This window comes from Vibrio sinaloensis DSM 21326, from assembly GCF_000189275.1.
Lineage (GTDB): Bacteria > Pseudomonadota > Gammaproteobacteria > Enterobacterales > Vibrionaceae > Vibrio > Vibrio sinaloensis.
This window is the reverse complement of sequence record NZ_AEVT01000107.1, coordinates 15,674-41,370: the sequence shown is the minus strand read 5'-3', so window position 1 is coordinate 41,370 and position 25,697 is coordinate 15,674. Positions and strand designations below refer to the sequence as shown.

Genomic DNA, 25,697 nt, shown 5'->3' with positions numbered 1-25,697 from the left:
TTATGTCAACACAGAAAATCCACATCATTGGTGGTCCAGGTAGCGGAAAAACGTATATCGCCAGCAAGCTCGCTATTATGGACGACATTACCGCTTACGATCTGGACCAAGTGTTTTGGGATCAAAGCCAAGCGACCTATGTGCGAGCGAGCCAAGAGGTAAGATCAGCTAAGCTAAATGAGATATTAGCGCAATCCAGTTGGGTGATAGAAGGTGTATATCACAAATGGTTAGCCCCTTCCTTTGAAGATGCTGACGTGATCATTGTGCTAACAACGCCGCTGTGGAAAAGGCAATGGCGAATCAGCAAACGCTTTATTACACGTAAGTTTTTTCAAGGGCAGTATCATAAAGAGACACTGAAGAGCTTTATCGAACTTTGGAAATGGAATCGCGATTTCGATCGCGATAACCTTGCGCGTATCAAAACCTTTATCGCACACCATCAACACAAAGTTCGTTACTGTGACAGTTTAGAGCAAGTAAAACGAGAGCTTCGCTAGCCGTTTAATCGCGACCTCGATGTTTCTCTAAAATACGGGCGATTTCTGGATTGGTGTATTTGATGATCGGGCAGATATGCTCCTCGTCTTCAGAGTGATGATATTCACCACTGTCAAACGCAAGGTAAATAGCAAATGCAGGCTCAGGCAAACACTTCTGTCTTGCGTCACTCCCAAAATCGTCCAGCATGTGATCGAAGAGTAAATTGACCACAGCGTCACAAAATTCAAAACTGTACCGCCCTTGCTGGTAGTGGGTCGCAACATGTAGGCTTAGCTGATTGTATACCTTCTGCGCGGTCAGATTATTGATCCTACAGTAACATTCAACTTCGGCTCGAATATCATTGTTCTGGCTTGCTACGCGGGCTAAATCCACAAGTTCCATGCAGGCCTCCCTCTATTCTATTTAACGAAAAAGCAGCTCAACCCAAGGGTACGGTGGTTGAGCTGTAAAGTCTTGATTCAGCAAAGCTGCTCACGCCTGATAAGGAAAGATGATTTCTATCGTGACACCATCAGGATCGACAAAAAACAGCTGGCGTTGTTTGAGTTCTGGAACGAGTCTCTGCTGAAATTCGCCTCCTTCAACCTCGATTAAGCGCTGCTTCATAGCTTGGTAATCACTGCCTCTCAAAGAGATATGATCAACAACCCCCGAGCCACTTGCCTGCTCCCGTTGACCTAAATAGCGCTGCAAGTTCTCATCAGCCGCACTCTGCGTTTGCGCCACAAGATGCAAAATTGGCTGGCCACTGGCATACAACCAATAGCCAGGAAAATTGAAAGCAGGCCGTTCCCCTAAGTGTAAACCGACGACCTCTTGATAAAAATTAATGGAGCGCTCAGTATCGCTAACTCTAAGGGTAAAATGGTCGATCGCTTGAATAGGCATAATTCACTCCTAGGCATTACTCATCAAAAAGACAGGGAACCCAGCCATTCCCTGTCGGATGGTCGTCACTCTATTGATAATTCGGGTAGTCGGTGTAGCCTTTTTCATTACCGCCAAACAAGGTTGTCGGGTCGAGTTCGGCCAAAGGCTGTTGATTGGCTAAACGACTCACGAGATCAGGGTTAGATACAAAAGGACGGCCAAAAGCCACAAGGTCGGCGTAACCTTTGTTCAATACTTCATCCGCCCGCATCTGGTCGTAGCCACCTGCGACGATAATGGTATTGCTAAAGCGTTCACGCAAAGCAATCCTAAAATCCTCTGGGATCTGCGGAGCATCTTCCCAATCAGCTTCAGACAGATGCAGATAAGCAATGTCACGCGCTTGCAACTGTTGCGAGGCAAGTAAAATGGTTGGCACAATATCTGGGCAATTCATGTCTTTGAAAGTGATAAACGGCGCTAACCTCACCCCCACTTTGTCCGCACCAATGACCTCACTGACCGCGTCCACCACTTGCAACAAAAAGCGAACTCGATTTTCTCGCGAGCCACCATACTTATCTTCACGATGGTTAGAATTAGTGCGTAAGAACTGGTCGATCAAATAGCCATTACCACCATGGATTTCAACCCCGTCAAACCCAGCCTCAACCGCGCGTTTTGCCGCGTAAGCAAAGTCGCTAATGACACGGTCGATGTCTGCTTGAAGCATGGCTCTCGGCTCGACACAATCGACCATCTTACCTTCACCACTGTCATCAGCGATCCAGACTTTGGTTTCTACCGGCGCCAACGCAGACGGTGCGATAGGCTGTTCGCCATTTTGAAAAACCGGATGAGAGACCCGCCCAACATGCCACAACTGACAGAAGAAGTGCGCCCCTTGAGTCTTGACTTTGTCTGTCACCGGACGCCAGCCCGCCACATGTTCATCGTTATACACGCCAGGAGTAAACGAATAACCTTGTGAGTCATCTGAGATTTGAGTGGCTTCAGATATGATAAGACCTGCACTCGCACGCTGGGCGTAATAATCCGCCATCATTTCATTCGGGATGTTGCCAGGTTGACTGGTGCGAGCGCGTGTCATCGGCGCCATTACGATACGGTTATTTAACGCTAACTGTTTCAGTTGAGCGGTTTCAAATAGTTTACTCATCTTCATTCTCTGCGGTGTTCTAATATGCGTTCAGTATATTGATTCGACAAAGCTTGATAATTGGGTAATATTTGAATTGATTATTCGACCCAACTGAATAGTGAATACTCATGGACAAGTTAGCAGACATGGCGCTGTTCGCCAGTATCGTTAGAAACCAAAGCCTTGCAGGAGCTGGGCGAGAAATGGGCCTATCGCCGGCAACGGTCACGGCACGTTTGCAAGCGCTGGAGAGTCGTTATGGAATAAAGCTTCTTCAACGTACAACACGGCATTTGTCTTTGACCGATTCCGGGCACCTCTATCATCAGGCATGTCTTGAGATTCTTGCTAGCGTCCAGGAAACAGAGAACTTACTCCAAACAGGCAGCAAGGAAGTGCGTGGCAACTTAAAGATCTCGGCTCCTCGAGACATAGGCAAGCAATACATAGCGCCGCTGATCAACGACTTTGCCCACAAGTACCCTGATGTCACCCCATATCTCTATCTTGGAGATAATCTGACTAACTTGGCAGAATCCGGATTAGATATCGTCATTCGCTATGGTGAACTGGCGGACAGCAGTCTTATTTCGCGCAAACTCGCCTCAAGCAGACGCGTACTGTGTGCAACGCCAGAATATCTGCGCAGAAAAGGCACGCCAACTTGCCCCAGCGATTTGGCCAATCACGACTGCCTCGCCATGATCCGCAGTAACGAGGAGCTTAAGAACTGGCACTTTGAGGACGATGCGCAACACAATATCGTCACGGTTGTGCCGACCAGATATTCAGATGATGGAGAAGTCATTCGTCAATGGGCACTTTGTGGAGCCGGAATCGCTCTAAAATCTTGGCTAGATGTTCAAGAAGACCTTAAACACCAGCGCCTGGTGACTGTGCTAGATGGCTACATGAAGAACTTTAACGCCTCAACATCTGCTGCTGGCGCGGATCTCAATGTGGTTTACATGAGTCGCCAATACCAACCAAAGCGATTACAGCTGTTTCTCGACTTTTTATTGCAGCGATTTGAGAAGGACTTCCCTCGCTAACTCTAATGTGAACAGGCCAGCGCTACTCTTGCCAATTTGCAAAATGATTCACCAGAAAGTCGATAGCCATCCGAGCACGCAGGGGTAAAAAGCGGCGATTTTGATACACAATCCAACTGCTGGTTCCACGCCCCCAAAAGGGCTCCAGCACAGGTTGTAGCCGCCCTTGTTCTAGCGCGCCGTTAAAGCTGCTCTTTGGTAGATACACAATACCAAGCCCTTGCTCACAGGCTTGAATGACCGCCGTTGAGTTGTTACTTCGCCAGCGTCCATGTACTCGCAGTGCGTTGAGCGGTTTACCCTGTTCTTCAAACAACCAATGGTCATTGTTGGCAATAATACAGCTGTGCTGCTTAAGTTGCTCTGGGTGACTAGGACACCCATATTGGTCAAGATACTCCTGACTTGCCGCGGCAGCCATTGGCCTATCAACCAACTTTCTGGCGACCAAACCTGAATCCGTCAACCGACCATAGCGAATGGCAAAGTCGACCCCATCTTCAATGAAGTTAACCATTCGGCTGTTAAAGTCCATCTCTATGGTGAGATTGGGATACTGCTGGGCAAAGAGCATTAAAGCAGGTGCAACATGATTTTCGGCAAATGCCCCTGCCGCACTTACCCGCAATATGCCATTAAGTTCTATTTGCTGCGAGGATAGTTGCTCATTGGCTTGCTGTAGCCCTGTTACCAAGTCTTTGCACTGACGATAATAGATGTGCCCCGCTTCCGTTAGCGACACCATTCTGGTCGAGCGAGCAAGCAATGCTACTCCAACTCGCTCTTCTAAGCGCGAGACTTGACGGCTCACATGACTTGTACTGCAACCTAATAGCTTCGCTGCGGCAGAAAAACCTTGGCTCTCTGCCACCGCGACAAACTCATTGATCCCTTCGAAACTGTCCATAGTCACCTTTGCTAAATAGCAACAATGTTTTGCAAATAGCCCCTATTATCACCCAATGGAATTGCAATTAATATCAAACTATCCAATCAAAACGCTCAGCTACACAGGAAATAACAATGAAAAAAGTTCTGATACCCGTCACCAATCACGCAACTCTTGGCGAAACAGATCAAGCGAATGGCACTTATGCGCCAGAATTAACCCATGTATTGAACGAACTCATTACAGCGGGTATTGATTACGACATCGCCTCAATTGACGGTGGCAAAGCGCCTCTTTATGGCACTGATATTGAAGTAGATACTATTAACACTGAAATCTTATCTGATGATGATTTTCAAAATCGTATCAACAACACGATTCCTGTTTCACAAATCAACGGCGACGATTACGATGCCATTTTCTACCCTGGTGGATTTGGCTTGTTGTCAGACTTAGCCAATAACCAAGCGTTTGCGGATATTGCAGCAAAGCACTACGAAAATGGTGGTGTCATTGCCGCGGTCTGCCATGGTCCTGGGGCGTTGCTGCCTATCACTCTGAGCAATGGGCAAAAGTTACTGGCTTCCAAATCGGTAACAGGATTCACTCGTGAAGAAGAGATCGACTTCGGTACTATTAACGACATTCCTTTCCTACTGGAAGAGTCTCTAGCACGTACGGCCGCTCGTTACAGCAAGGCACAACCATGGCAAGATTTTGTGATTGTTGACGAGCGCGTGATTACTGGGCAAAACCCAACCAGCGCCCATGGGGTCGGCAAAAAGCTGGTTGAACAGCTAGGCTAGCCACGACTCAATAGCATAAGCGCCAAGGTTTCCACTGTCTTCCTTGGCGCTTATTCGTTTACGTCACCTTTCGTGCACCGGATTGCCGCATCGCCCAAAGGTGGGCTTTCTCCAACAAACCGATGCGCCTTCTCTTTCTAACCGGCTTGGCTTTGTTCCTTAGTTTACTGGGGGGTGAGGTCAGTTGGCTCATCGCTTGCCCTCCCACCAATAACATACTAAGCCCCCCACCGAATACGCCACGAGATCTCGCCAGTCAAACGTTGCGCCTAAGATCACGTGCAATAATGATGATGAATCAATCGCCAGCCATGAGGTTATTTGTAAGTACTGACCAAGCTCGACCAGATAGGCAATCACGACAACCAAACTGGCCAATGCGTAAACGGGCATCAAAACAACGCTGGCGAGTGCGTAATAGAGCCAGACGACCACCAGCAGATCACCGAGTGTCGGGCGAATGAAACTATCACGGACAAACAGCGCGATGACCACCAACAAGACGAGGTAACTCACGCTAACGATGAAATTACGTGCATCGAAGCGAAAGCTCATCGCCGAGAGAGAACCGCTAACTCGGCTGATATTATTTGTCGTTTGATCCATTTTCCTCACCTGTGCTGTGTGGCTTATTGTTGCTGGCAAGTAGACTTTGACTACGTGCATACCAGTCGACATGACGAGTAACAACCATCACAAAGCTTAAAATGGCAAAGCAAAGCAGCGTACCCATCAATAATGCGTAACTGTCTGCCTGTAGCAAGCCAAACAACAAGCCATACAAGAGCAATAGACTTGCACCAAACACACCGCCGTGTTTCGGGTTATTCAGCATACCGCTCACATAAACGCTGAGCAGGCCTGTCGACGCCACAGCAGAAACACAATACGCCCAATTAAATCCAATATGCTCGCTCATCGAGATCAACAACAGATAGAACAACGCCAATGCCAAGCCAACAAAACCGTACTGCACAGGGTGAACAGGGCGTGCTTGAAACAGCTCCAGTAAAAAGAAGCTGGCAAATACCAAAGTAATGACCAACAGCGAGTAATTGATCGCGCGGTGGGACTTCAAATAGTGATCAACCGGGTCAATCAAGTCTACGCCCATTTGACGCTGCTCTAGCTCGTAACAGGCATTGTTATCGGCCAAACAACTTTGAAACAGCTGCGCGATATTGGTTGAAAAGTTGTTACTCGACCAAGTGGCACTAAATCCCTCTGGACTGATGTCAGACGAGATAGGCAAATAGTCACCAATGAAACTTGGGTGCGGCCAACTTGATGCCAACTCAACATTGGATTGATGACCAATTGGCGTCACCTGCAATTGCCCCATACCTTGAAGAAGAAAGTTGAGATCGAAAGCCATGGGATTGGACATATCCAACTCATCGATATTTAACTGGCTGTGAAATCCTTGTGGCAATGCATTGAGACCAGTACCGGGCTCAAGCTCTAACGACAAATTCGCCAACGTCATATCATCAAGCCTTAACAGACCACGACTATCTTGAATCCCCACCACTAAACTGACCTTATCAATGTCATGCTGGCGCAGCGAATTAAGCTCGGTAAAGTCGAATGTTCCACTTAACTTGGTTTGCGCTTGATACAACCGAGCTTGGTAAATTCCACGATACTTCTCAAAGCTATCCAAGTCAGCGCGCAAGTCAAAAGTGGTGGGTAAAATGAATTTTTCGCGCTTATCTAAATAGGTTTTACCCTCTCGATGACTGGTCTCGGTATAGTTTATCAAGATAAAAGGACCAAGAATTCGCTGCTGGCCACTGCTACTGCGCGCGATATCATTGCGTACTTCTTCTTGTCGAAACGAACGCTCAGAGACCAACCCGCTGACCATTGAGATCGGGATCTGCAATAAAACAAACAAAAACAGCACGAAGGCGAACTTCATGCCGAGTTGATTATTAAGAATGTTCTTCATGTTTACTCTCCATTTAGCTGATAGATACAATCTAACTCAGCCATTTGGAGAGCAAATGGAGCTTATGTGGAGATTTTATGGAGTTGGCAGTGTCAATGTCACCTTCACACCATTATCGACATTGGCAATGGTCAGTGAGCCGCTATGCAGCTTAACAACCTGCTCGACAAAATTTAGCCCTAGGCCTGTACTTTTTACTCCATTTTCGCGTGCTAGGGAGTAAAAACGCTCCGTGAGCCTTGGCATCGCGTAGTCAGGGATGTGCGGCCCAATGTTGTAAATGGAGATCTGCACCCCTTGATCGCCGCTTTGCGACTGCCAATGAATTTCCGCCGCATAATAGACAAAGTCGAGTGCATTCTCCATCAGATTAAACAAGGCTTGCTTAAGCAAAAACGCATCGCCGAGTACGTAAACGCCGCTACTGATATCCAGCTGGCAAGAGATCTGTTTGTTACTTAACTTAGCGTCAGACGCTCGAACGATGTCTTCGACCATGCTACGGACATCAATGGGAGTCACGGATTCCAGCTCTGGCCGTTTCTCCAATCGGGCCAAATCCAGCAACTTATCAATCAGCGACTGCATCCGATCGCCTTCGCGTTCGATGTTGGCGGCAAAGCGATGGACTTTTTCTTCGGGTAATGGTGTCTGCAAGATTTCACTGGCCCCTTTGATTGCTGAAAGCGGGCTCTTCAATTCGTGGGTCAGGGTTTGCACATACTCTTCAACGTACTGCTTGCCATCGAGTTGGTTGCGCATTGTCTCTAGCGCGTCGCTTAGCGTGCCGTATTCGTAAAAGATACGAAAGCGCGGTTTGGTGACTTTTTGCCCTTCTCCGAGTTTGGTCGCGTAGTTTTCCAGTTTGTTCAACGCCGAATGTATCCGCCAAGCAAACAGAGCACCTGCCAGTAACACCAAGGCGCTCATCCAGATCATCCAAAACAGCACATTGCGTTTGGATAAGTCGATAAAGGGTTGCACTGAGCGATTCGATTTGGCGACGGTGACACTGCCAATGATCTCGCCATCATGATAAATAGGTGCAGCGACATGCATCACGGTAGAAAGCGGGTCTTTGGGATCTTCAATGGTACTGCGAGCACCGTATTGACCACGTAGCGTCAGATACACATCGTTCCACTGAGAATAGTCTTGCCCGACATCTTGCTGCCAGGAATCGGCGATCACTATGCCTTGCTTATCGGTAATATAGATCCGGTGATTGATGGCTTTTTTGCCTATTTCCCAGATCCTTGCTTGCGGCTCGCGGCGTCCATACGCTTGCAACAATTGAGAAAATCGACTGTCCGAAATTTGACCGTTAGCGACATCTTCTTCGGCCAGAACGGCCAGTAAATTCGCCATATCAACCAGCGTCTCTTCTGTAGTCTGACGAACGGTTGGCTTCAGCTCTTGAATGACGGTCTTACTCACCATGTAGGCCGTCATACCCACCAGCACAAAGTAGAGAAAAAACAGTCTTAATCCGAGCGGAATTTTCGGCCAACGATTCATCACTCACCTTTTTCACTGTAGTAATAGCCAAAGCCACGTTTGGTCACAATACGCTCGGCCATGGCAAATGGTTTGAGCTTATGGCGGATGGCCTTAATGTGCGTATCGATATTGCGCTCATACGCGGCTTCCGGAGCCATATCTGCCGCAATCATCAATTGTTCTCGATTAAGGACGTTGGCTGGAAGTGCGATCAGTTTATTGAGAATTTTAAATTCAACGGCGGTTAAACCCACAGCTTGACCCGCAACGTAGTAGTCGAAGCTTTGCGCCACAAGGCCGCCACTGTCAGCTATTGATGATACAGTCTCTGGTATTGAAGGCACTTTGGCTTTAATTCGCAATTTGATGCGCGCCAACATCTCTCTTGGGCTAAATGGTTTTGTCACGTAATCGTCGGCACCAATTTCCAAACCGACCACACGATCAATCTCATCATTGCGCGCAGTGAGAAAAATAATAGGGATATCGGAGAACTCACGGATGGTTTTGCACAGTTCAAATCCGTTTCCGTCAGGCAAACCAACATCCAGCACCAACAAGGCGGCACGGTGCTGTTGAACGTAGGCTAACCCTTCTCCTGCGGTGGTAAACCACTCGACCAGATAACCATCCATCTCTAGCACATGAATCAAGTTTTCAGCAATCGCTGACTCATCTTCAATAATGACTACGGTTAGTTGCTCGCTCAATGTCTCGCCTCATAAATCTTTGTCGCTAAAAGGAAAGGTAACTTGTCTTTGACTGGCCACAAGGCTAGCGGAATAGCCTCGTGATAGCAAAGTTCAGTGGTTAATTTGCACTTAGCGCCTGCTCGAAAAAAGCTTCAAGCCATTGATTTAAAAATCAAAACGCAAGCTTAACCAATCGCATCACTTTGTTGTTTGAGAAAATCAATTAGGGCTCGGACTCTCAGTGGCATCATCGCTTTTTCTTGATACACAGCGTACAAAGGGATTTTGTGGTTGTGTACCTCAGGGAGAATTCTCATTACTTGGCCTTGCTCCAAGGCCTCTTGCACCATAAAGCTCGGCATAATCGCGAAGCCAAGGTCATTCAACACAAATTCGCGCACTGATATAGAGGTTCGAACCTGCACTCTCGGAGCATGCTGCAACTTGGTAATCTCACCTTGTGCGTTAGTAAAGGTCAGCTGCTTTTCACCATGAACAATATGGTGGCTGACCCAATCCATCTGTAACAGGTCTTCAACGCTGGTAACTTGCGGAAACTGACTCAGGTATTTAGGCGTTGCACAAATCATATCAGTGAAATCACCTAGCTTAATGGCATACAGACTTGAGTCTTCCAAAGAAGAAGATGCGCGTAAGGCAATATCGCAACGTGATTCGATAAGGTTGCTGTAACTGTCACTCTCTATGATATCAAGTTGAATATCGGGATAACGCTTGAGGAAATCACTCAAAACAGAGACTAACGTTGTGCTCGGTGTTGATAGCCGAATCACCCCACTTGGCACCTGATTGACGTTTTGAATTTCGGTATTCGCTTCATGCGCGAGCTCAGAGATCGCTAGACACTTCTGGTAATACGCAACCCCAGAGTCAGTGAGGGATAATGAGCGCGTGGTTCGGTGCAGCAGGCGGGTGTTAAGCTCCGACTCTAGCCTAGTGACGATTTGAGAAACGCGCGCTTTACCAATGTTGAGATCTTCGGCGGCGAGAGTAAAAGAGCGCTTATCAGCCACTTTTGCAAACACCATCATGTCATCGAGAGAAATCATACGCGATATAGTTTATTTAAATTAAACAATGAGTTTATTTTATCGCTAATTATCTATCTAACAAGAAATAATATAGTAACTCCAACGACAACAACCGGCACTCATTACACCGGTTGATTTACGAAAACAGATTGGAGAACCAACAATGTTAGATAACAAAATTTTAGTTACAGGTGCGTCAGGCAAGCTCGGTCAACAGGTCGTCAAAGCATTACTCGATGAACTGAATGTAGATCCAACACGTCTAATCGTCACAACTCGCCATGCGCAAAACTTACAAACACTGGCCGATAAAGGGGTTGATGTTCGTGAAGCAGACTTTGCAGACCCATCTTCACTACAAAACGCATTCAGAGGCGCTCAAAGCCTACTACTGATCAGCATTGATGCTTCTGGGCCAAGAACTCAGGCACACTTGAACGCGGTAAAAGCAGCTGAGCTTGCCGGGGTCGAACATCTTGTTTACACCTCAATGCCTGCAGCGGATGAATCTCCCGTCATTTTCGCCCACGAACACCAAGCAACAGAACAAGCCATTCAAGAAAGTAAGATTGCCAACGCGACTATTTTGCATAACAACTGGTACTTTGAAAATCTGCCGGAGTACTTTGCCAGCATATTACAAACAGGCCATTGGTTAACCTCCGCAGCCGAAGGGCGTACCGCGCAATTGTCCCGCGCAGATCTCGCATTAGCAGCTGCCAACGCGTTACTAAAACCTGCGTCAGGCAAAGTAGTACTGCCAATGAATGGTGCTGAATCTCTGACGCAAGCGGAGATGGCTAAAACGATTGATCAGGTCCTGGGCACTTCAATCAATATGGTTCACCTATCTGATGATGATTACCGCGCTCAACTCACGGCTTTTGAGCTTCCAGCACCTATCATTGATCTGTGTGTCACCATGGATGCGCACAACCGCGGCGACCACTCTCACGGCAGCAGTGAAGCCTTTGAACGTCTAACAGGTAAACAGCCAACTCGATTTAGCGATTGGCTAGAAGAAAATAAGCCAGCACTCGCGGCCATCGCAAATGTGGGTTAACGCAACACTGCGTTAAATAGAGCGAGGGCGGTGGTTACTCCGACCGCTGCCCTCGCTATCTGTGAGTGCAAACTTTCGGTAAAACAGACAAAAGCAACTTGCCTCAAAGGGAAAAGCTCTATAAGGTTCGCGCGTTATCAACACAATTAAAGGGGGCTTTAGAAATGTACATGTCTTTAAATCAACAAATTATCCGCGTCCTTACGGCAATTTAGAATTACATTGCTATTCGTAATTCATGTAAGGACAGCATTACATTTTTAGCTGGAATTACACATGTTCAAAATACTTAATCAAGCAACAACCAAACCTGCACTATGGTCTGAGTACACCGCAGAGGTGCTGTGGGCTGATCCACATATCGCCACTCAAATGTTAGGTTTTCACCTCAACCCTGATCTCGCTCTTGCCTCTCGAACTCATCACTTCATTGAAGATTCAGTAAAGTGGTTACACGATGAGTTTAAGCTCAACCATACTTCAAGAGCTATCGACTTTGGCTGCGGTCCGGGGTTATATACACAACGCCTAAAAGCACAAGGGGTGGGGACTGTTGTAGGGTTAGATTTCTCTCAGAACTCTCTACGCTATGCAGAAGAGCAAGCACGTCTCGCCAATTTAGACATAACGTATCATCTAGGTAACTATCTGGATTATCAAGACTCGCGCCAATTTGACCTTATCACTATGGTTATGTGCGATCTTTGTGCACTCAACCCTGCCCAACGCTCGGAGTTAATCGGCAAATTCAAAATGCTGCTCGCGAAAGAGGGTCACATCGCATTAGATGTTTATACTCAGAGCCGATTTATCAAGCAGAAGGAAAGTGTAAACCTAGAGAAAAACGCAATGAACGGCTTTTGGAGCAACCAAGATTATTGGTGTCTCCAGTCTTCATTTACCTATCAAGATGAATCTGTCACGCTCGATAAATACGTTATTTATCAAGATAACAAAGAGTGGTCCGTATTCAACTGGTTACAACATTTCACCTTAGATAGCTTAAACAAAGAGTTGAATAAGCACGATTTAGAAGTCAAAGCCTACTACAGTGACTTACGAGGTACGCCTTACCAAGAGGGCGACGAGCTTGCGGTGGTCATTAGCCACAAATAAACAAGTTGTTAGAAAATGAAAGGGGCGATATTCGCCCCTCTTTTGGTTACTTTTCTCGTCTTTCGATTAGCCAAAGTCGAGTGTCATAATGAAGCGAGGCTTGTCTGCATCAATGGCAGGAGAACGGTGGACTAGCGCGGTCTCTTCATTGCCTTCCCAGCGACCACCTTTAAGCAAAGCGACATCACCGCAATGCAGTTGCTGCACGTCAGATTCATGTTGATATAAACCAGAAAGAGAGTCTGGTTGGCCATTACTGCCACGTCCCAATTTCGAACGATCTACAGTCGGATTAGGTAGCCACTCAGTCGCCGCACCATGATAGGTGGTGACAAGGCGACAAGGTACTTGATCAACATGGAATCGCGGACACATCGCTCCGCTTAACGTGGCAAATCGCAATCCTACCTCATCCAAGTCAAACAGGTAGCAGAACATATCAACAAGTTGGGCCATGTCTTCCAGCAAGGCTTTTGGTGCTTGACCATCGGTGGCGTAGTCAAGAACTTCGAAAGCATTAGCGGCAGAGACAGTCAAAGACTTACTCATGGTTGGATTCGCGGCCATATACTGGCTGATAGCTTTGGCAAAGCCTTGTTCGAAACGTCGTTGCCAGACCGCAATATTGACTCCGTCTTGATAGATATCGCTCAACACAGTTGGCTGCTCACCTAAACGAGCATCAATATTACCTATCGTCTGCTCAGCACAACCTGCTGCCATGGGTTCAGCTAAAACCGCGTTCATTATCTATCTCCTGCCTTGTTCAAAATATTATCTACCCTTGCAGCCAAACTCATATGAACAAACATGATCCGATAAGTTTGATATCACATGAGCTTGGCTGAAGGTGCAGAACACAAAGAAATGTTATAACATAACAATTAAGTTTGCCAATAGTAGTTTTTGTGACCATATGTTCCAACACAGCTCACCTTTGATTCGTCTTTTTAAGTCCACGCAGTGGGCACTCATCGGCATTCTATACCTAGGCTTTGTGCCCTTTGCTCAATCTCACCCACATTCTTGGGTAGACCTAAAAACTCATATCGAAGGCCAAGATGGCATGATCACGGGATTCAAAATGGAGTGGACGTTTGACGCCATGACCTCGGCTTATATGCTTGATGGGCAAGATATGAGCGCGGACAAGCAGCAGCAAACTCTGCGCGAGATTTCTGCCTCGGTCATGGACAACATGATGTATGAGCATTACTTCACCTACTTTTACGATGGCGAAAACCCGATCAAGTATAAAGTCGCGAGCAAAGATAAACTTAGCCGTGACAAAGCAAAGCTCGTGCTGAGTTTCGAACTTGCGCTTTCTAAACCACAACCCGTCAGTTCAGACTCGTTGAAGCTACTCATCTTCGAACCAAGTTACTTTATCGATATGTCGTGGAAATCTTCCAAAGATATCTCACTTTCTGCCAGCCTCGCACGCCAGTGCCGCTTGGAAATGGTTGAACCGAATCCAACTCCGGAACAAATGAGCTACGCGATGTCACTCCCTGCTGATGCCGATCCTGACAACGCCTTAGGTCAATTATTTACCCAAACCGTAAACATTCACTGCGCCAGCGTTCCCTCGGTGTAACCTTGTTGTAGAACCCTTACTATGAAGCACAACCCTACTCTCTCGATAAGCAAAAACAGCCAAACCCGCAAGCCAGAAAAGAAAACTTGGTTGCTCACCTTGATCATGTTGGTTTGCATGACAATAGGCTTTTACCAACTTTGGCTCGCTTGGCCAAGTTTGGTCATCGAAGCCGCTCACTGGCAAAGAGAGGCAAACTCTCAACTCGCCGATATATTGTATGAAGCTAAGCAAAACTCTTTAACCGCCGGGGCCTATCTTATCGGCTTTAGTTTTCTGTACGGAGTGCTCCATTCGCTCGGCCCTGGTCATGGAAAAGTGATTGTGTCCACCTATCTTGCGACGCATCCAACGAAAGCAAAAGCCAGTTTAGTGATCACCATTGTCTCTGCACTCTTTCAAGCATTAGTGGCGATCACTTTGGTGACCGTATTGCTGTGGGGATTCAGTGCATCGATGCGAATGGTCAACGAAAAAGCGATGCTGTTTGTGTCTGCCAGCTTTGCTTTGGTTGTTCTGCTTGGTGGCCTAATATGTTACAAAGCCTGCAAAATCATTGTTCACTCGCTTCGACCAACTAAGCCATCTAAGCTGACATTTACCGCCTTGCCCTCCGCCAGTAAACGTACTCCGGTTGGCGTGAAATCTCACCCAATGCGTCCCACCTCTCAGCCGAATGGAGCCACCTGCGGCTGCGGCCATAATCATGTCGCAGAAGCGGATGCTATAAACCATGCTTCAACTTGGCGAGAGTATGCGGCTATCATTGCATCAATCGGTATTCGTCCATGCACCGGAGCCATAATGGTGCTCTTGTTTGCCAATGTTGTTGGGCTATATTGGATGGGTGTCGTGAGTGCAATTTTGATGGCCGTAGGCACAGCACTAACAACTTCGACCATTGCCATCATGACCTTAACGGGCAAGCACCTTGTGAAACGCTATTTGGCAACGGGTAAACCTCTGAGCAAAGGCTGGCAACTCACTGGCGCATACATCCAACTGTTTGGTGGCTTATTTCTGATAGCGATAGGTTTGCTGCTTATGTCCGGTAACAGTTACGGGCTATCACCAGTCTTGTCGATATAAAAAATGCACAGGGGTTTCCACCTGTGCATTGAATCAATACCCTTGACTGTTAGGCTTCATCGCTAAACACGAACCCTTGCTGCTCGAGTGATTGTGCTACTTTCGGGAAATAGACTTTGTTGTAGAATTGCGCGGTTTGTGCCGTGTAGCTTGGCATCTCCGTAAGCCCTAAGCTGTCCCACCATTTACGCAAATCGAGATCATACTGTTTTACGCCTTGCGCCACTTTTTGTGCATCATAAACCTCATCCATGGCAAAGCTCTCTAAAGCGACACGTGGTTTAACCGCAGACGGGACTGCGTTATCTGGAACACCAATCGTTGAGCCAAGAGCCGGATAAGTATTTTGAGGCAACTCAAGTAAGTCAATCATGGCTTGAGGGTTGCTACGAATCCCCCCAATGGTGGTCGTACCGTAGCCTAGTGACTCCGCAGCGGTTTGCAGTGCATTCACAGCAATGCCTGCGTCAACTGAGCCAACTAGAATCCCTTCTGCAGAGCGAGAGATCACCATATCTTCGCCCGTTTCCGCCATAGCAGCTTGTGCACGATGGTAATCGATCACCACAGTGACAAACACGTCGGCTGTCGCTACCTGGGGCTGACCTCCAGCAATCTCGGCAATCTGTTTAATTTTGCTTTTATCGCGGGTCACGACCAAAGAAACCTGCTGGCCATTAATTGAAGTGGGTGCTTGCTGGGCAGCTTGAAGAATCAGTTTAAGATCGTCTGCTTTAACTGACTCACCTGTGAAATTACGGATTGAACGACGATTTAATATTTGCTCTAACGTTGGATTCATACCAATACCTATGCCTTCTAAGATGAACGATAAGCTTATGATAAGACGCCAGCTAATAACTGGTAGGCTAGTAACAGTTAAAATGGTTATTACCAAAAGTTAAAACAAAACGGTACTTCCGAGGATAAATGACTAGACCGATTCTTCACCTTTCATCAAATAATCAATCAGTTTTCTGACGCGAATAGGCAGATAAGTTCGCGACGGATAATACAGCCACACCGGTGATGAGTTAGGTTGGAACTCATTGAGTATCGAGACTAAATCGATTTCACCTTTTTCAAAATAGCTTTGCGAAATTGCAGTTATACCAAACCCCGCCTTTGCCGCTAAATAAGCGGAGTTAGGGTTATTAACGACCAATCGTGCCTCTGGAGTAATTTGTAAGGGCTTGCCCTGGTCAACGAAGTTCCATGGGTTGATGCGACCTGTAGTAGGTGAACGATAGGTAATACATTCATGATCGATTAACTGCTGCGGCGTTTCGGGAATACCATGCTCGTCAGCATAGGAACGAGAACAAACGTAAGTCAGTTGCAACTCGTAGTATTGACGAGCAATCAAACGGCTATCTTCATTAATTCGGTTTCCTATACCCAAATCAAACCCGTTTTCAACTAAGTCGATGGCTCTGTCATCAAAGTGCAGATCTAACTCGATGTCAGGATACAGATCTAAAAATTCCAACAGCTTTGGATAAACCAGTGTTTGGCCAAAATGGATCGGCAAATTTACCTTTATCTTGCCTTTCATTTCCGAGCTCGCATCAATGCTTAAGCTGACGTTTTCATCCAACGCTTCAACCAAGTCTACCGTTCTCTCAAACAATAACCGGCCTTCTTCAGTCAGAGTCAGTGAATGGGTTGAGCGGTGGAACAAACGCTGCTTAAGATGCTTCTCCAACTGTGAGATGGATTTACTCACCGCAGCCGGAGAAACGCCGAGATTTCGAGACGCTGCGGAGAAGCTACCTCGCTTCACCACATCAATAAAAATCGGTAATTGAGATGGGATCATTTTAACCTTTGGTTGAAACCGATATAAGCAATTGCTATTTACAGTTTAAGCCTTGGTGTTGATTCAGCACAACCTTATCGACATCATTGACCACTCTAAAGCAACGCCCCAAAGTAAGTTTGAGGCGTTATGAATTTGGTATGGTTAGACCATAGTTTCCACTCTTGTTCCCGTGTGAATCAACTCCTGCATTGCATCTGTGTGGTAGCTATAAGGAGAGATCGGCTCCATCGCGCTTAAACGGTTAAGGGATTCCACATGCTCCGAATCTAGATGAAACTCCAAAGCGAGCAAGTTATCTTCCAGCTGCTCCAGCTTACGAGCACCAATGATCGCACTGGTCACTCCTTGGTGTTTCAGCATCCAGTTGAGAGCGATTTGCGATGGGCTACGGCCAGTGACTTGCGCGATCTTAAGTAACTCTGCAATCAACTTAACGTTCTTTTCGGACGCAAGATTGGCAACACTGGGATCCGTCGTCCAAGTTTCTGTAAGCCTACCTGATCCTGTTAGCTTACCTTGCGCATCAACTTGGTACTTGCCCGTCAAAAGGCCATTGGCTAACGGGCTCCAAGCCGTGAAACCAATATTAAGTGCTTTACACATCGGCAGATGTTCATAGTCACTATGGCGCGCCGCTAGACTGTATTGGTTTTGAATCGCACTCACCGGGCTAAAGTGATTCTTCTCGGCGATGGTTTGCATTTTGGCGACATACCAAGCAGGGAAGTTTGATAAACCATAGTGAAGAATCTTACCTTGTTGTACTAAACGCTCGAAGGTATACAATACCTCTTCCAGTGGCGTTCTCATGTCCCATTGGTGTAAGAAATAAAGGTCAATATAGTCTGTCCCCAGTCTCTTCAATGAAGCATCAACCGCTTTAACGATATGCTTGCTACCGTTACCTCCACCATTTGGATCTCCGGCAAACTGGTTTTGCGTCCCCTTCGTTGAAATAACCATACGATCACGATTACCCGCTTGCTTCAACAGTTCACCAAGCCAGACTTCGCTCTGGCCATTTTGATAAATATCTGAGGTATCAAAAAAGTTGCCCCCCGCTTCAATGTAGCGACTGAAAATACGCTTCGCTTGCTCTTTACTGCTAGACCAAGCATCACCCCACTCTCCCCCGAATGTCCCGGCCCCGAATGCGAGCGGTGATACCCGCAGCCCAGTGTTGCCAAGTAACCGATAAGTCGTTAAGGATTCAATGGTGTTTTGGTTTGATTCGATCGTATCGAATGGTAAGTCTTTGCTGAGCGCGTCTGTCATCTCTATTATCTCTCTAATTTAATCGGCAAAACCAACACGCCTAAGCGTTATTGGATTTGTTGAAAGGTGGTTTGTCATGACAGAGAAATAGTGGCGCTTACTGGATAGATGAACAATGGGTTGGCGGTTGAATCAGAATCAACCACAAGTTAAGACTGGCAAGGACTTAAGCGCCCACGTTACGCTCAACCTTCAGCTAATCTAATGAAAAAGCCAGGGCATAACCTGGCTTTTGCGCTTATTTAGTTAGAAGGATCAGGCAGCAGAGATGTTTTCACCAATCTTTTGCCACATCGCAACCGGGTTAGAGTACATTGGGAAATGACCACAATACGGGATTTTCGCCAACGTCACACCGTGACTCTCAATATGCTCAAGGTAAGAAAGGTGGTCATTTTGCTCACCAAACATGAACATTTTCGGCATCGGTAGCCCGAGAAAACACGCCATCAATTGCCCATGATCAGACAGTTCAACCATCGAACTAAACACACTGCGCACAACGTCTAACTGAACTTTGTGCGGCAAGCTGGCTGCGTATAGCGCACTTGCATAATCGGCAGATTGACTGGTGCGCTGAATAAAATCAGTAAAAAACTGCTCATCACTTTCGCGATCGTATTCGACAATCTGGCGGCTCAAGAAACAGTCTTCCGGTGCGATGTTCCCTTCTATATCGGTAAAACTCAGCACACGTTCTGGAATCAACTGGGCAAGCATCAGAGCCGTCAGCCCTCCCATTGAGTGTCCTACTAGATGGAATCGTTCAAACTTAACTAATTCCAAAACCTTGAGTGCGGTTTTCACTAAGAAAGTAATATCTACCTTGTGTAAATTCTGACAACGAGATTGACCAAAACCTGGCGCATCATAGGCAAGGAATGGATGGCCATCGAAACGCGGAAAATTGACAATACCTGTGTAATCTTCTTTGGTTGAGCCAAATCCATGCAAGAACAAAATCGGCTCTTTGTCGCCATCTCGAGTCACTGCCGACAGTGCGACTTGCTCGCCATCAACCTCAAACGAATAGCTGCGTTGTTGTCTCTCTTCGCCCATTTTTACCTCTCAATCAGACTGTCGCTCTATCACTTGGAGGCTAGTATTCAGCTAAGCTAGTGATAGGTAAATTACTTTATGAGTAACGCTGTGATACTAATTAAATATCAGTACGAGCTCTGATCTCTGTATATCATAGTTGGGATATTGGTCGTACTGAATGGAAAGAGACAATGAGCACAATTAACTTCCGCCTAATGAAGCAGTTATGGATGTTTTTAGCGGTTGCTGAAGAAGAGCACTTTGGCCGGGCAGCCAAACGACTAGGCATGTCGCAGCCGCCATTAACCGAGCAAATTAAGATCCTTGAGAGCTCGTTGAAGCTCAAGCTATTTGATCGCTCGCGACGCGGTACTAAACTCAGCGCTGCCGGCAAAGCCATTTACCCGGAAGTGCGGAAGTTTGCCGATTACATGGCATCACTAGAGCGGGTGGTTTATGAGGTAGCTCAAGGCCAATCCGGTTTTTTACACATCGGCGCCGTCTCCACCGCTATGTTGGATATTGTGCCGAGAATGCTCGATTTCATTAAGCAAGACTTCCCTGAAGCGACCCCATTTGTGCGCGAAATTGATAGTGTTGAAGCTGCCGCAGACCTCGTGTCCGGAAAGCTAGACATGGCCTTCATCCGCTGGCAAGGAGAGGTCAACGAAGGTATAGCGATAAAGCCTTTGGTCGAAGATTCACTCGCCGTCGCGTTACCAAAAGAGCACCCCCTGTCACTGCGCAGCACAATTGCCATTACTGACTTGGCTGATCAACCCATTATCGCCACCTCACGCAGTGTCAGCCCAGCGTACTTTGATCTGATCACCTCCTCATGCAATGCACACGGTTTTTCTCCGAGAATTCTTCATGAAGTCCGTTCGATTACCGCCCAAATCGCCTACGTGAGTTGCGGTCAAGGTATCTCCATTGTTCCGGCATCCGCGAAGAAGTTATCACCAGAAAATGTGGTTGTGGTGCCGCTTGATGAGACCATCCGAATCACCACAGTTGCCGTGGCTTGGAACACTACCAACCCCAACGCATTAGTCGAAGCGGCGGTCGAATGGTTAACCAATCACTCGCCCCTTTCTGATAGCATTTCCGTATCACTGACTTAGCAACTTACAAATTCACCTTAATGCTGGCATCGCATAGATTTACTCGCGAAGTAACTACCGAGAAAAGAGGACAATATGAGCGAGTTTTCTGTGCTGACATCGGCGATGTGGATATGCTTGTTCGGTGTAATGAGCCCCGGACCATCTTTCGTCGCTATTACCAGTAAGTCTCTAATAGCCCGAAGAAAACAGGTGCTATGGCTCACTTTGGGTATCGCCCTAATTAATGCACTTTGGGCCGCATGCGCCTTGTTTGGTTTAAAGACCTTGATGATGCAGTTTCCGTGGCTACTGAACGTCGTCCAGTTCGGTGGCGCCGGTTATCTCGCTTGGTTCGGTATCCGTCTACTGCGCGTAAAGGTATCCACTTCTGCGGCTTCAGCCAATCTGCAACCGCCCACCATAGCGCATAGATGGTCTTGTTTTAAAGAAGGCGTTTTCGCAAACCTGAGCAATCCTAAATCCCTGCTGTTTTACACCTCGGTCTTTTCCGTTTCGGTTCCACACACAACCAGTCAAACTCTGTTATTTGAGCTCGTCGCTGTGGTCTTTGCTGTATCAATAACCTGGTACGGCAGCTTAGCAATACTGCTCACTACGTCTGCCATTCAACGACAATTTACCAAAGTACAAAACCTGATAAGCAAGGCCTGCGGGAGCTTACTTATCCTATTTGCAGGGCTTCAGATACTCTAGTGCCATCATCGTAACGACCACCAAGGCAAACGTTTGCTCAAATAAGAAGCGAAAAAAAGGCGTGCACCTTAACTGAGTGAACTGCTATTATCTTGGCGAAATAGTCGGGGGGCCCTTGCAGATTTGCATCGGCTGAGATCGAAATTCGAGACCCGTTGAACCTGATTCAGTTAGCACTGACGTAGGGAACTATGCATACTTTGCCACTCACCAGTCACGATAGAATTAGACTGGTTAAGATCGACGGATCCGATCAGCGATCTGTTCTTCTAGGCCAGAGTCAGTTCCTATACGTCTTGTAATAGGAGCGACCATGGCGCAGCCAACACAGCCACACAATCACGAGACGACACCTTCCAACACGCCGATTGTTTTAACTATCGCCGGTTCAGACAGCGGCGGCGGCGCGGGTATCCAAGCAGACATTAAAGCCATGTCCGCGACTGGCAGCTTTGCTTGCTCAGTGATCACTGCCATCACCTCGCAAAACACCCAAGGCGTTTCTGCCATTTTCCCTATCCCGCTTGACCATGTTGAAAGCCAGCTTGATGCGGTTTTTACCGACCTAAATATCGTCGCCGTTAAAGTCGGTATGCTTGCCGATGCCAATATTATCAATGTCGTGGCTAACAAGATTAAACAGTACCAGCCGAAGCACCTTGTCATCGATCCCGTGATGGTCGCTACCAGCGGAGATTTACTGCTAGAACAATCCGCCATCAGTACGTTAAAAGAAGTGTTAATTCCACTGGCAGACATTATCACACCAAACTTACCTGAAGGCGCGGCACTTACAGGTAAGCCTGTCCCACAATCCGAAGCCGAGATGGAAGATATGGTGGCCGACCTTCGCGAGTTAGGCGCCAAAGCAGTGCTGCTTAAAGGGGGGCACCTTGAAAAGGATGAGAACAGTAACGACTTACTTATCTTGCCAACCACGACCGAGCTCATCAGCGCCAAGCGCTTTGCGACCCAAAACACGCATGGCACAGGTTGTACACTTTCATCGGCCATGGCTTCTTACCTTGGTCAAGGCAACAACCTGCACAAATCTGTCCACCTAGCCAAGCAATACATTAGCCAAGCCATCTCTCATGCTGACGAGTTGAATGTCGGTCAAGGCCACGGACCCGTTCATCACTTCTTCGCGGGTCATAGCTATGTCCGTTAACACACTTGGTGTCGAGCTGAGTAACGCCAGCTTACGCTATCAAGGTAACTCGATCCCTACGTTGGCCAATCTCAGCATGTCGATTCCAGCGGGAAAGTGGACAGTGATACTTGGTCGCAGTGGCTGTGGAAAAACCACCCTACTTCGCTATCTTGCGGGCTTGCTTGAACCACACATAGATTGGCAAGGCCAGTTGACAACGTCCGATGGCGTTGGGCTCGATAGCCGCATCGCCTATATGGCACAACAAGACTTACTGCTGCCATGGCTGAATGTGTTAGACAATGTTTGTTTAAGCGCTCGTTTTTCAGCGTCGACAACCAATCGCACTGACGAACGAGCGGCATTGGCTCTACTTCAGCAAGTAGGGCTTGCCGATTACGCTAAGGCGAAGCCGGATCAGCTATCTGGCGGGATGCGACAACGTGTTGCTCTCGCCCGAACCCTAATGCAAGACAAGCCCTTGGTGTTAATGGATGAACCATTCTCTGCGCTCGATGCGGTCACTCGCCATAAGTTACAAACCCTTTCGGCCGAACTGCTCCAAGAAAAAACCGTTGTACTGATCACTCATGACCCACAAGAAGCGGTTCGACTTGCCCACCAGCTGTATGTATTGCAAGGCACCCCCGCTCTGGCTCACGCGCTGCCTGTTCCGCCAACCGCACCACCTCGAATCCTTGACGCTCAATGTGCCCAATTACAGCAGTCCATTTTGGAGCAATTGGAGAAAGACTATGAGTGATATGACCCAATACACCTCAATGTCGAGCCGGATCAGCAATAAAGAGCGCATCACCCACCCCGCTCTACGCATCCTAATTAGTACTGCCGTGATTCTCGGTTTATGGCAGTTAGTGGTGGTGGTATTCGCCATGCCGAGTTTCATTTTGCCTGCACCAATTGACGTGCTGGATAGGCTGATCTCACGCCATGACATTCTCCTCAAACACACCTGGGTAACCGCCCAAGAGATTCTGCTTGGGCTTGCTCTTGGTCTATCCATGGGCTTGCTGTTTGCCCTTCAAATGCTGATGTTTGAGCCGCTAAAACGGTGGCTGCTACCAATACTGATCGCCAGCCAAGCGATTCCCGTTTTCGCGATTGCTCCCGTGTTGATGTTGTGGCTTGGCTACGGTATCGCATCCAAGGTGGTTATGGCCGCCATCATCATCTTTTTCCCGGTGACAACCTGTTGCTACGACGGGTTGAGAAACACACCCACAGGCTACCTTGATTTGGCCAAAACCATGGGAGCTTCGAAATGGCAACGACTGCGCCATATTCAGTTGCCCGCGGCACTGCCAACCTTAGCTTCGGGCATTCGTGTCGCCGTCGTGATTGCGCCAATTGGTGCCGTGGTAGGCGAATGGGTTGGCTCAAGCGAAGGTTTGGGTTACCTGATGTTGCAAGCCAATGCACGCATGATCATCGATGAGATGTTTGCTGCGCTGTTCATTCTCGCCGCTCTCTCCATCGCCCTTTATTTCACCACAGACAAAATTTTAACAAGAGCCATCCCTTGGGAAAGTAAATAACCCCTAATTGGGAACATTAGAAAGGAATAACCTAATGAATAAAAACAAACTAATCAGCGCTGCTATCCTTATCGCTTCTGCCACCTCATTTCAGGCGTACGCGGCTGACAAAGAGATGACCCTGATGCTTGACTGGTTCGTCAATCCAAACCATGGACCAATCGTGATTGCGAAAGAGCGCGGTTACTTTAAACAACAAGGGCTTAAAGTCGATATTCAAGAGCCAGCAGACCCAAGCACGCCCCCTAAGTTGGTCGCGGCGGGTAAAGTCGACATGGCGATCTCTTATCAACCTAGCTTAACTATCGACGTTGCTGCGGGTCTCCCTCTGATTCGATCCGCAACGCTAATCTCCACGCCGCTGAACACACTAATGGTGCTCGATAATGGCAAAAACGAAACCCTTGGTGACCTGAAGGGCAAAAAAATCGGTATCGCAATCGCCGGTAACGAAGAAGCCACCATCGGCACTATGCTGGCGCAAGAGCAGGTTAAATTCTCCGAGGTCGAAATCATTAACGTTGGCTGGGCACTCTCGTCATCTCTTGCGTCAGGTAAAGTCGATGCAATCTGGGGCGGACTACGTAACTTCGAAACCAACCAACTGGCGCTAGAAGGCTACAAAGCGAAGGCCTTCTTCCCAGAAGAGCACGGCGTTCCAAGTTACGATGAACTGGTGTTTGTTGCCAATGCGAAAACCTACGATAAAGAAGCAATCATGGCCTTCAACAAAGCGTTAGAGCAAGCAACAACGTACATCGTCAACCATCCAAAAGCCTCTTGGAAAGAGTTCGTCGCCTACTCTCCAGACACGCTCAACAACGAATTAAACCAACGCGCTTGGAATGACACCCTGACCCGCTTCGCTCTGCGCCCTTCAGCAGTGGATCTAAAGCGTTACGATGACTACGCAGAGTTTATGTACTCGCAAAACATCATTGAAACGCTGCCAAAAGCTAAAGACTACGTTCCTAGTTTTAACTAACACTGAGGCAGAGCCATTATGCAATACCAAGACCTCATCGACGCTTGTCACCAAGACTGGCAAGAGTACACCCAGCACTCTTTCGTGCAGCAGTTGGCGAAAGGGACATTGTCTCAACCATGTTTTTTGCACTACTTAAAGCAAGATTTTCTGTTCTTAAAGCAATACGCGCGGGCGTATGCTCTGGCGATATATAAAGCGCGAACATTGGACGATATGCGCCGAGCCCTGCCTAGTGTTCATGCGTTACTGGATTCCGAAATCGCCCATCACGTCACCTATTGTCAGCAATGGGGTTTAAGCGAATCTGATCTTGAAAATGAAGCGGAAGATTTTGGCACGGTCGCCTACACCCGCTACGTACTGGATGCTGGCATGACTGGGGATCTGGTCGATTTATATGCCGCACTGGCACCTTGCTCGATCGGCTACGCGGTGATCGGAAAAATGTTGCTTGACGATGAAAACACCCAACTCGAAGGGAACCCTTACGCTAGCTGGATCAATTTGTATGGCGGAGAAGAGTTTCAAGCAGGTGTCGCTGAAGGCGCCTCACACTTTAATCAACTACTGGCCGACATTGATCTTAATAGCCAGCGCGGACAAAACCTGATTCAAGTGTTCAAGACCGCTACTCGTATGGAAGTGGCTTTTTGGCAGCAAGGCCTTAATGCTCACCCCGTTTAATTGGAGACA

At 47.5% G+C, this 25,697-nt stretch carries 27 protein-coding genes, 1 pseudogene and 1 riboswitch; of the genes and pseudogenes, 14 read left to right on the top strand and 14 right to left on the bottom strand.

Going from position 1 to position 25,697, the window contains the following annotated elements:
- Positions 1-2: 2 nt before the first annotated feature.
- Positions 3-503 carry an AAA family ATPase gene (locus RH45_RS19925; protein ID WP_008080809.1) on the top strand — a complete coding sequence of 167 codons (501 nt, stop codon included), beginning with the start codon at positions 3-5 and terminating at the stop codon, positions 501-503.
- Between the two features lie 4 nt (positions 504-507).
- Here the strand turns inward: RH45_RS19925 and RH45_RS19920 are convergent, their stop codons facing one another.
- The 3 genes from RH45_RS19920 to RH45_RS19910 form a co-directional block, all read right to left on the bottom strand.
- The gene (locus tag RH45_RS19920; protein WP_008080808.1) at positions 508-891 is read right to left on the bottom strand and encodes a hypothetical protein; all 384 of its coding nucleotides are present in this window, start codon (positions 889-891) and stop codon (positions 508-510) included.
- A gap of 90 nt (positions 892-981) precedes the next feature.
- Entirely contained in the window at positions 982-1,398 is a 417-nt protein-coding gene (locus RH45_RS19915; RefSeq protein WP_008080807.1) for a VOC family protein, read from the bottom strand.
- A 70-nt stretch (positions 1,399-1,468) separates the two neighbouring features.
- Positions 1,469-2,560: an alkene reductase gene (locus tag RH45_RS19910; RefSeq protein WP_008080806.1), complete on the bottom strand. Its 1,092-nt coding sequence runs from the start codon at positions 2,558-2,560 to the stop codon at positions 1,469-1,471.
- Between the two features lie 110 nt (positions 2,561-2,670).
- On the opposite strand from RH45_RS19910, the gene RH45_RS19905 reads away from it, so the two are divergent.
- Positions 2,671-3,594, top strand: a complete 924-nt coding sequence (locus RH45_RS19905) for a LysR family transcriptional regulator (RefSeq protein WP_008080805.1) — start codon at positions 2,671-2,673, stop codon at positions 3,592-3,594.
- A 22-nt stretch (positions 3,595-3,616) separates the two neighbouring features.
- On the opposite strand, the gene RH45_RS19900 is transcribed toward RH45_RS19905, so the two are convergent.
- The gene (locus RH45_RS19900) at positions 3,617-4,501 is read right to left on the bottom strand and encodes a LysR family transcriptional regulator (RefSeq protein WP_008080803.1); all 885 of its coding nucleotides are present in this window, start codon (positions 4,499-4,501) and stop codon (positions 3,617-3,619) included.
- Between the two features lie 116 nt (positions 4,502-4,617).
- Here RH45_RS19900 and RH45_RS19895 point away from each other — a divergent pair, with 116 nt between their 5' ends.
- Positions 4,618-5,289 carry a type 1 glutamine amidotransferase domain-containing protein gene (locus tag RH45_RS19895; RefSeq protein ID WP_008080802.1) on the top strand — a complete coding sequence of 224 codons (672 nt, stop codon included), beginning with the start codon at positions 4,618-4,620 and terminating at the stop codon, positions 5,287-5,289.
- A 189-nt stretch (positions 5,290-5,478) separates the two neighbouring features.
- Here the strand turns inward: RH45_RS19895 and RH45_RS19890 are convergent, their stop codons facing one another.
- From RH45_RS19890 to RH45_RS19870, 5 genes are all read right to left on the bottom strand, one after another.
- Positions 5,479-5,895 carry a ribosomal maturation YjgA family protein gene (locus RH45_RS19890; protein WP_008080801.1) on the bottom strand — a complete coding sequence of 139 codons (417 nt, stop codon included), beginning with the start codon at positions 5,893-5,895 and terminating at the stop codon, positions 5,479-5,481.
- Positions 5,876-7,240, bottom strand: coding sequence for a cell envelope integrity protein CreD (gene creD / locus RH45_RS19885; RefSeq protein ID WP_008080800.1), 1,365 nt, complete (start codon positions 7,238-7,240; stop codon positions 5,876-5,878). The genes RH45_RS19890 and creD overlap by 20 nt, the downstream gene beginning before the upstream one ends.
- 75 nt (positions 7,241-7,315) lie before the next feature.
- Positions 7,316-8,758, bottom strand: a complete 1,443-nt coding sequence (creC, locus tag RH45_RS19880; protein ID WP_008080799.1) for a two-component system sensor histidine kinase CreC — start codon at positions 8,756-8,758, stop codon at positions 7,316-7,318.
- Positions 8,758-9,450: a response regulator gene (locus RH45_RS19875; protein WP_008080798.1), complete on the bottom strand. Its 693-nt coding sequence runs from the start codon at positions 9,448-9,450 to the stop codon at positions 8,758-8,760. Before RH45_RS19875 ends, creC begins: the two co-directional genes overlap by 1 nt.
- A gap of 167 nt (positions 9,451-9,617) precedes the next feature.
- Positions 9,618-10,502 carry a LysR family transcriptional regulator gene (locus RH45_RS19870; protein ID WP_008080797.1) on the bottom strand — a complete coding sequence of 295 codons (885 nt, stop codon included), beginning with the start codon at positions 10,500-10,502 and terminating at the stop codon, positions 9,618-9,620.
- A 145-nt stretch (positions 10,503-10,647) separates the two neighbouring features.
- Here RH45_RS19870 and RH45_RS19865 point away from each other — a divergent pair, with 145 nt between their 5' ends.
- Positions 10,648-11,547 (top strand): NmrA family NAD(P)-binding protein, encoded by a 900-nt coding sequence (locus RH45_RS19865; RefSeq protein WP_008080796.1) that lies wholly within the window; start codon positions 10,648-10,650, stop codon positions 11,545-11,547.
- Positions 11,548-11,823: 276 nt separating this feature from the next.
- A complete protein-coding gene (locus RH45_RS19860) occupies positions 11,824-12,663 on the top strand; it encodes a class I SAM-dependent methyltransferase (protein ID WP_008080795.1) in 840 nt (279 codons plus the stop codon).
- A gap of 66 nt (positions 12,664-12,729) precedes the next feature.
- Here the strand turns inward: RH45_RS19860 and RH45_RS19855 are convergent, their stop codons facing one another.
- Positions 12,730-13,386, bottom strand: a complete 657-nt coding sequence (locus RH45_RS19855; protein WP_241211665.1) for a DUF1826 domain-containing protein — start codon at positions 13,384-13,386, stop codon at positions 12,730-12,732.
- A 193-nt stretch (positions 13,387-13,579) separates the two neighbouring features.
- Between RH45_RS19855 and RH45_RS19850 the strand changes: the two genes are divergently transcribed.
- Together RH45_RS19850 and RH45_RS19845 are read left to right on the top strand one after the other, a co-directional pair.
- The gene (locus RH45_RS19850) at positions 13,580-14,260 is read left to right on the top strand and encodes a DUF1007 family protein (RefSeq protein ID WP_008080790.1); all 681 of its coding nucleotides are present in this window, start codon (positions 13,580-13,582) and stop codon (positions 14,258-14,260) included.
- Between the two features lie 105 nt (positions 14,261-14,365).
- A complete protein-coding gene (locus tag RH45_RS19845; protein WP_241211664.1) occupies positions 14,366-15,349 on the top strand; it encodes a nickel/cobalt transporter in 984 nt (327 codons plus the stop codon).
- Positions 15,350-15,398: 49 nt separating this feature from the next.
- On the opposite strand, the gene RH45_RS19840 is transcribed toward RH45_RS19845, so the two are convergent.
- The 4 genes from RH45_RS19840 to RH45_RS19825 all read right to left on the bottom strand — a co-directional run bounded on the left by RH45_RS19840 (position 15,399) and on the right by RH45_RS19825 (position 19,505).
- Positions 15,399-16,151: a nitroreductase family protein gene (locus tag RH45_RS19840; protein WP_008080786.1), complete on the bottom strand. Its 753-nt coding sequence runs from the start codon at positions 16,149-16,151 to the stop codon at positions 15,399-15,401.
- A gap of 132 nt (positions 16,152-16,283) precedes the next feature.
- Complete coding sequence (locus RH45_RS19835) at positions 16,284-17,168, bottom strand: LysR family transcriptional regulator (protein WP_008080785.1); 885 nt, start codon at positions 17,166-17,168, stop codon at positions 16,284-16,286.
- 144 nt (positions 17,169-17,312) lie between these two features.
- Positions 17,313-18,446 carry an aldo/keto reductase gene (locus tag RH45_RS19830; RefSeq protein ID WP_008080782.1) on the bottom strand — a complete coding sequence of 378 codons (1,134 nt, stop codon included), beginning with the start codon at positions 18,444-18,446 and terminating at the stop codon, positions 17,313-17,315.
- 255 nt (positions 18,447-18,701) lie between these two features.
- Positions 18,702-19,505 (bottom strand): alpha/beta fold hydrolase, encoded by an 804-nt coding sequence (locus tag RH45_RS19825; RefSeq protein ID WP_008080778.1) that lies wholly within the window; start codon positions 19,503-19,505, stop codon positions 18,702-18,704.
- Between the two features lie 173 nt (positions 19,506-19,678).
- Here RH45_RS19825 and RH45_RS19820 point away from each other — a divergent pair, with 173 nt between their 5' ends.
- The 7 genes and pseudogenes from RH45_RS19820 to tenA all read left to right on the top strand — a co-directional run bounded on the left by RH45_RS19820 (position 19,679) and on the right by tenA (position 25,688).
- A complete protein-coding gene (locus tag RH45_RS19820) occupies positions 19,679-20,611 on the top strand; it encodes a LysR family transcriptional regulator (RefSeq protein ID WP_008080776.1) in 933 nt (310 codons plus the stop codon).
- A 75-nt stretch (positions 20,612-20,686) separates the two neighbouring features.
- Positions 20,687-21,307, top strand: coding sequence for a LysE family translocator (locus RH45_RS19815; protein ID WP_008080774.1), 621 nt, complete (start codon positions 20,687-20,689; stop codon positions 21,305-21,307).
- Between the two features lie 95 nt (positions 21,308-21,402).
- Positions 21,403-21,512, top strand: a riboswitch (TPP riboswitch).
- 108 nt (positions 21,513-21,620) lie between these two features.
- Positions 21,621-22,478 (top strand): bifunctional hydroxymethylpyrimidine kinase/phosphomethylpyrimidine kinase, encoded by an 858-nt coding sequence (thiD, locus tag RH45_RS19810; protein ID WP_008080771.1) that lies wholly within the window; start codon positions 21,621-21,623, stop codon positions 22,476-22,478.
- Entirely contained in the window at positions 22,468-23,223 is a 756-nt protein-coding gene (locus RH45_RS19805) for an ABC transporter ATP-binding protein (RefSeq protein ID WP_008080768.1), read from the top strand. Before thiD ends, RH45_RS19805 begins: the two co-directional genes overlap by 11 nt.
- A 64-nt stretch (positions 23,224-23,287) precedes the next feature.
- Positions 23,288-24,016: pseudogene (locus tag RH45_RS19800) on the top strand (ABC transporter permease); the annotation flags it as partial.
- Between the two features lie 34 nt (positions 24,017-24,050).
- Positions 24,051-25,001, top strand: coding sequence for an ABC transporter substrate-binding protein (locus RH45_RS19795; RefSeq protein ID WP_008080766.1), 951 nt, complete (start codon positions 24,051-24,053; stop codon positions 24,999-25,001).
- An 18-nt stretch (positions 25,002-25,019) separates the two neighbouring features.
- On the top strand, positions 25,020-25,688 hold the full coding sequence (gene tenA / locus RH45_RS19790) for a thiaminase II (RefSeq protein WP_008080765.1): 669 nt from the start codon (positions 25,020-25,022) through the stop codon (positions 25,686-25,688).
- The last annotated feature ends 9 nt before the right edge of the window (positions 25,689-25,697 follow it).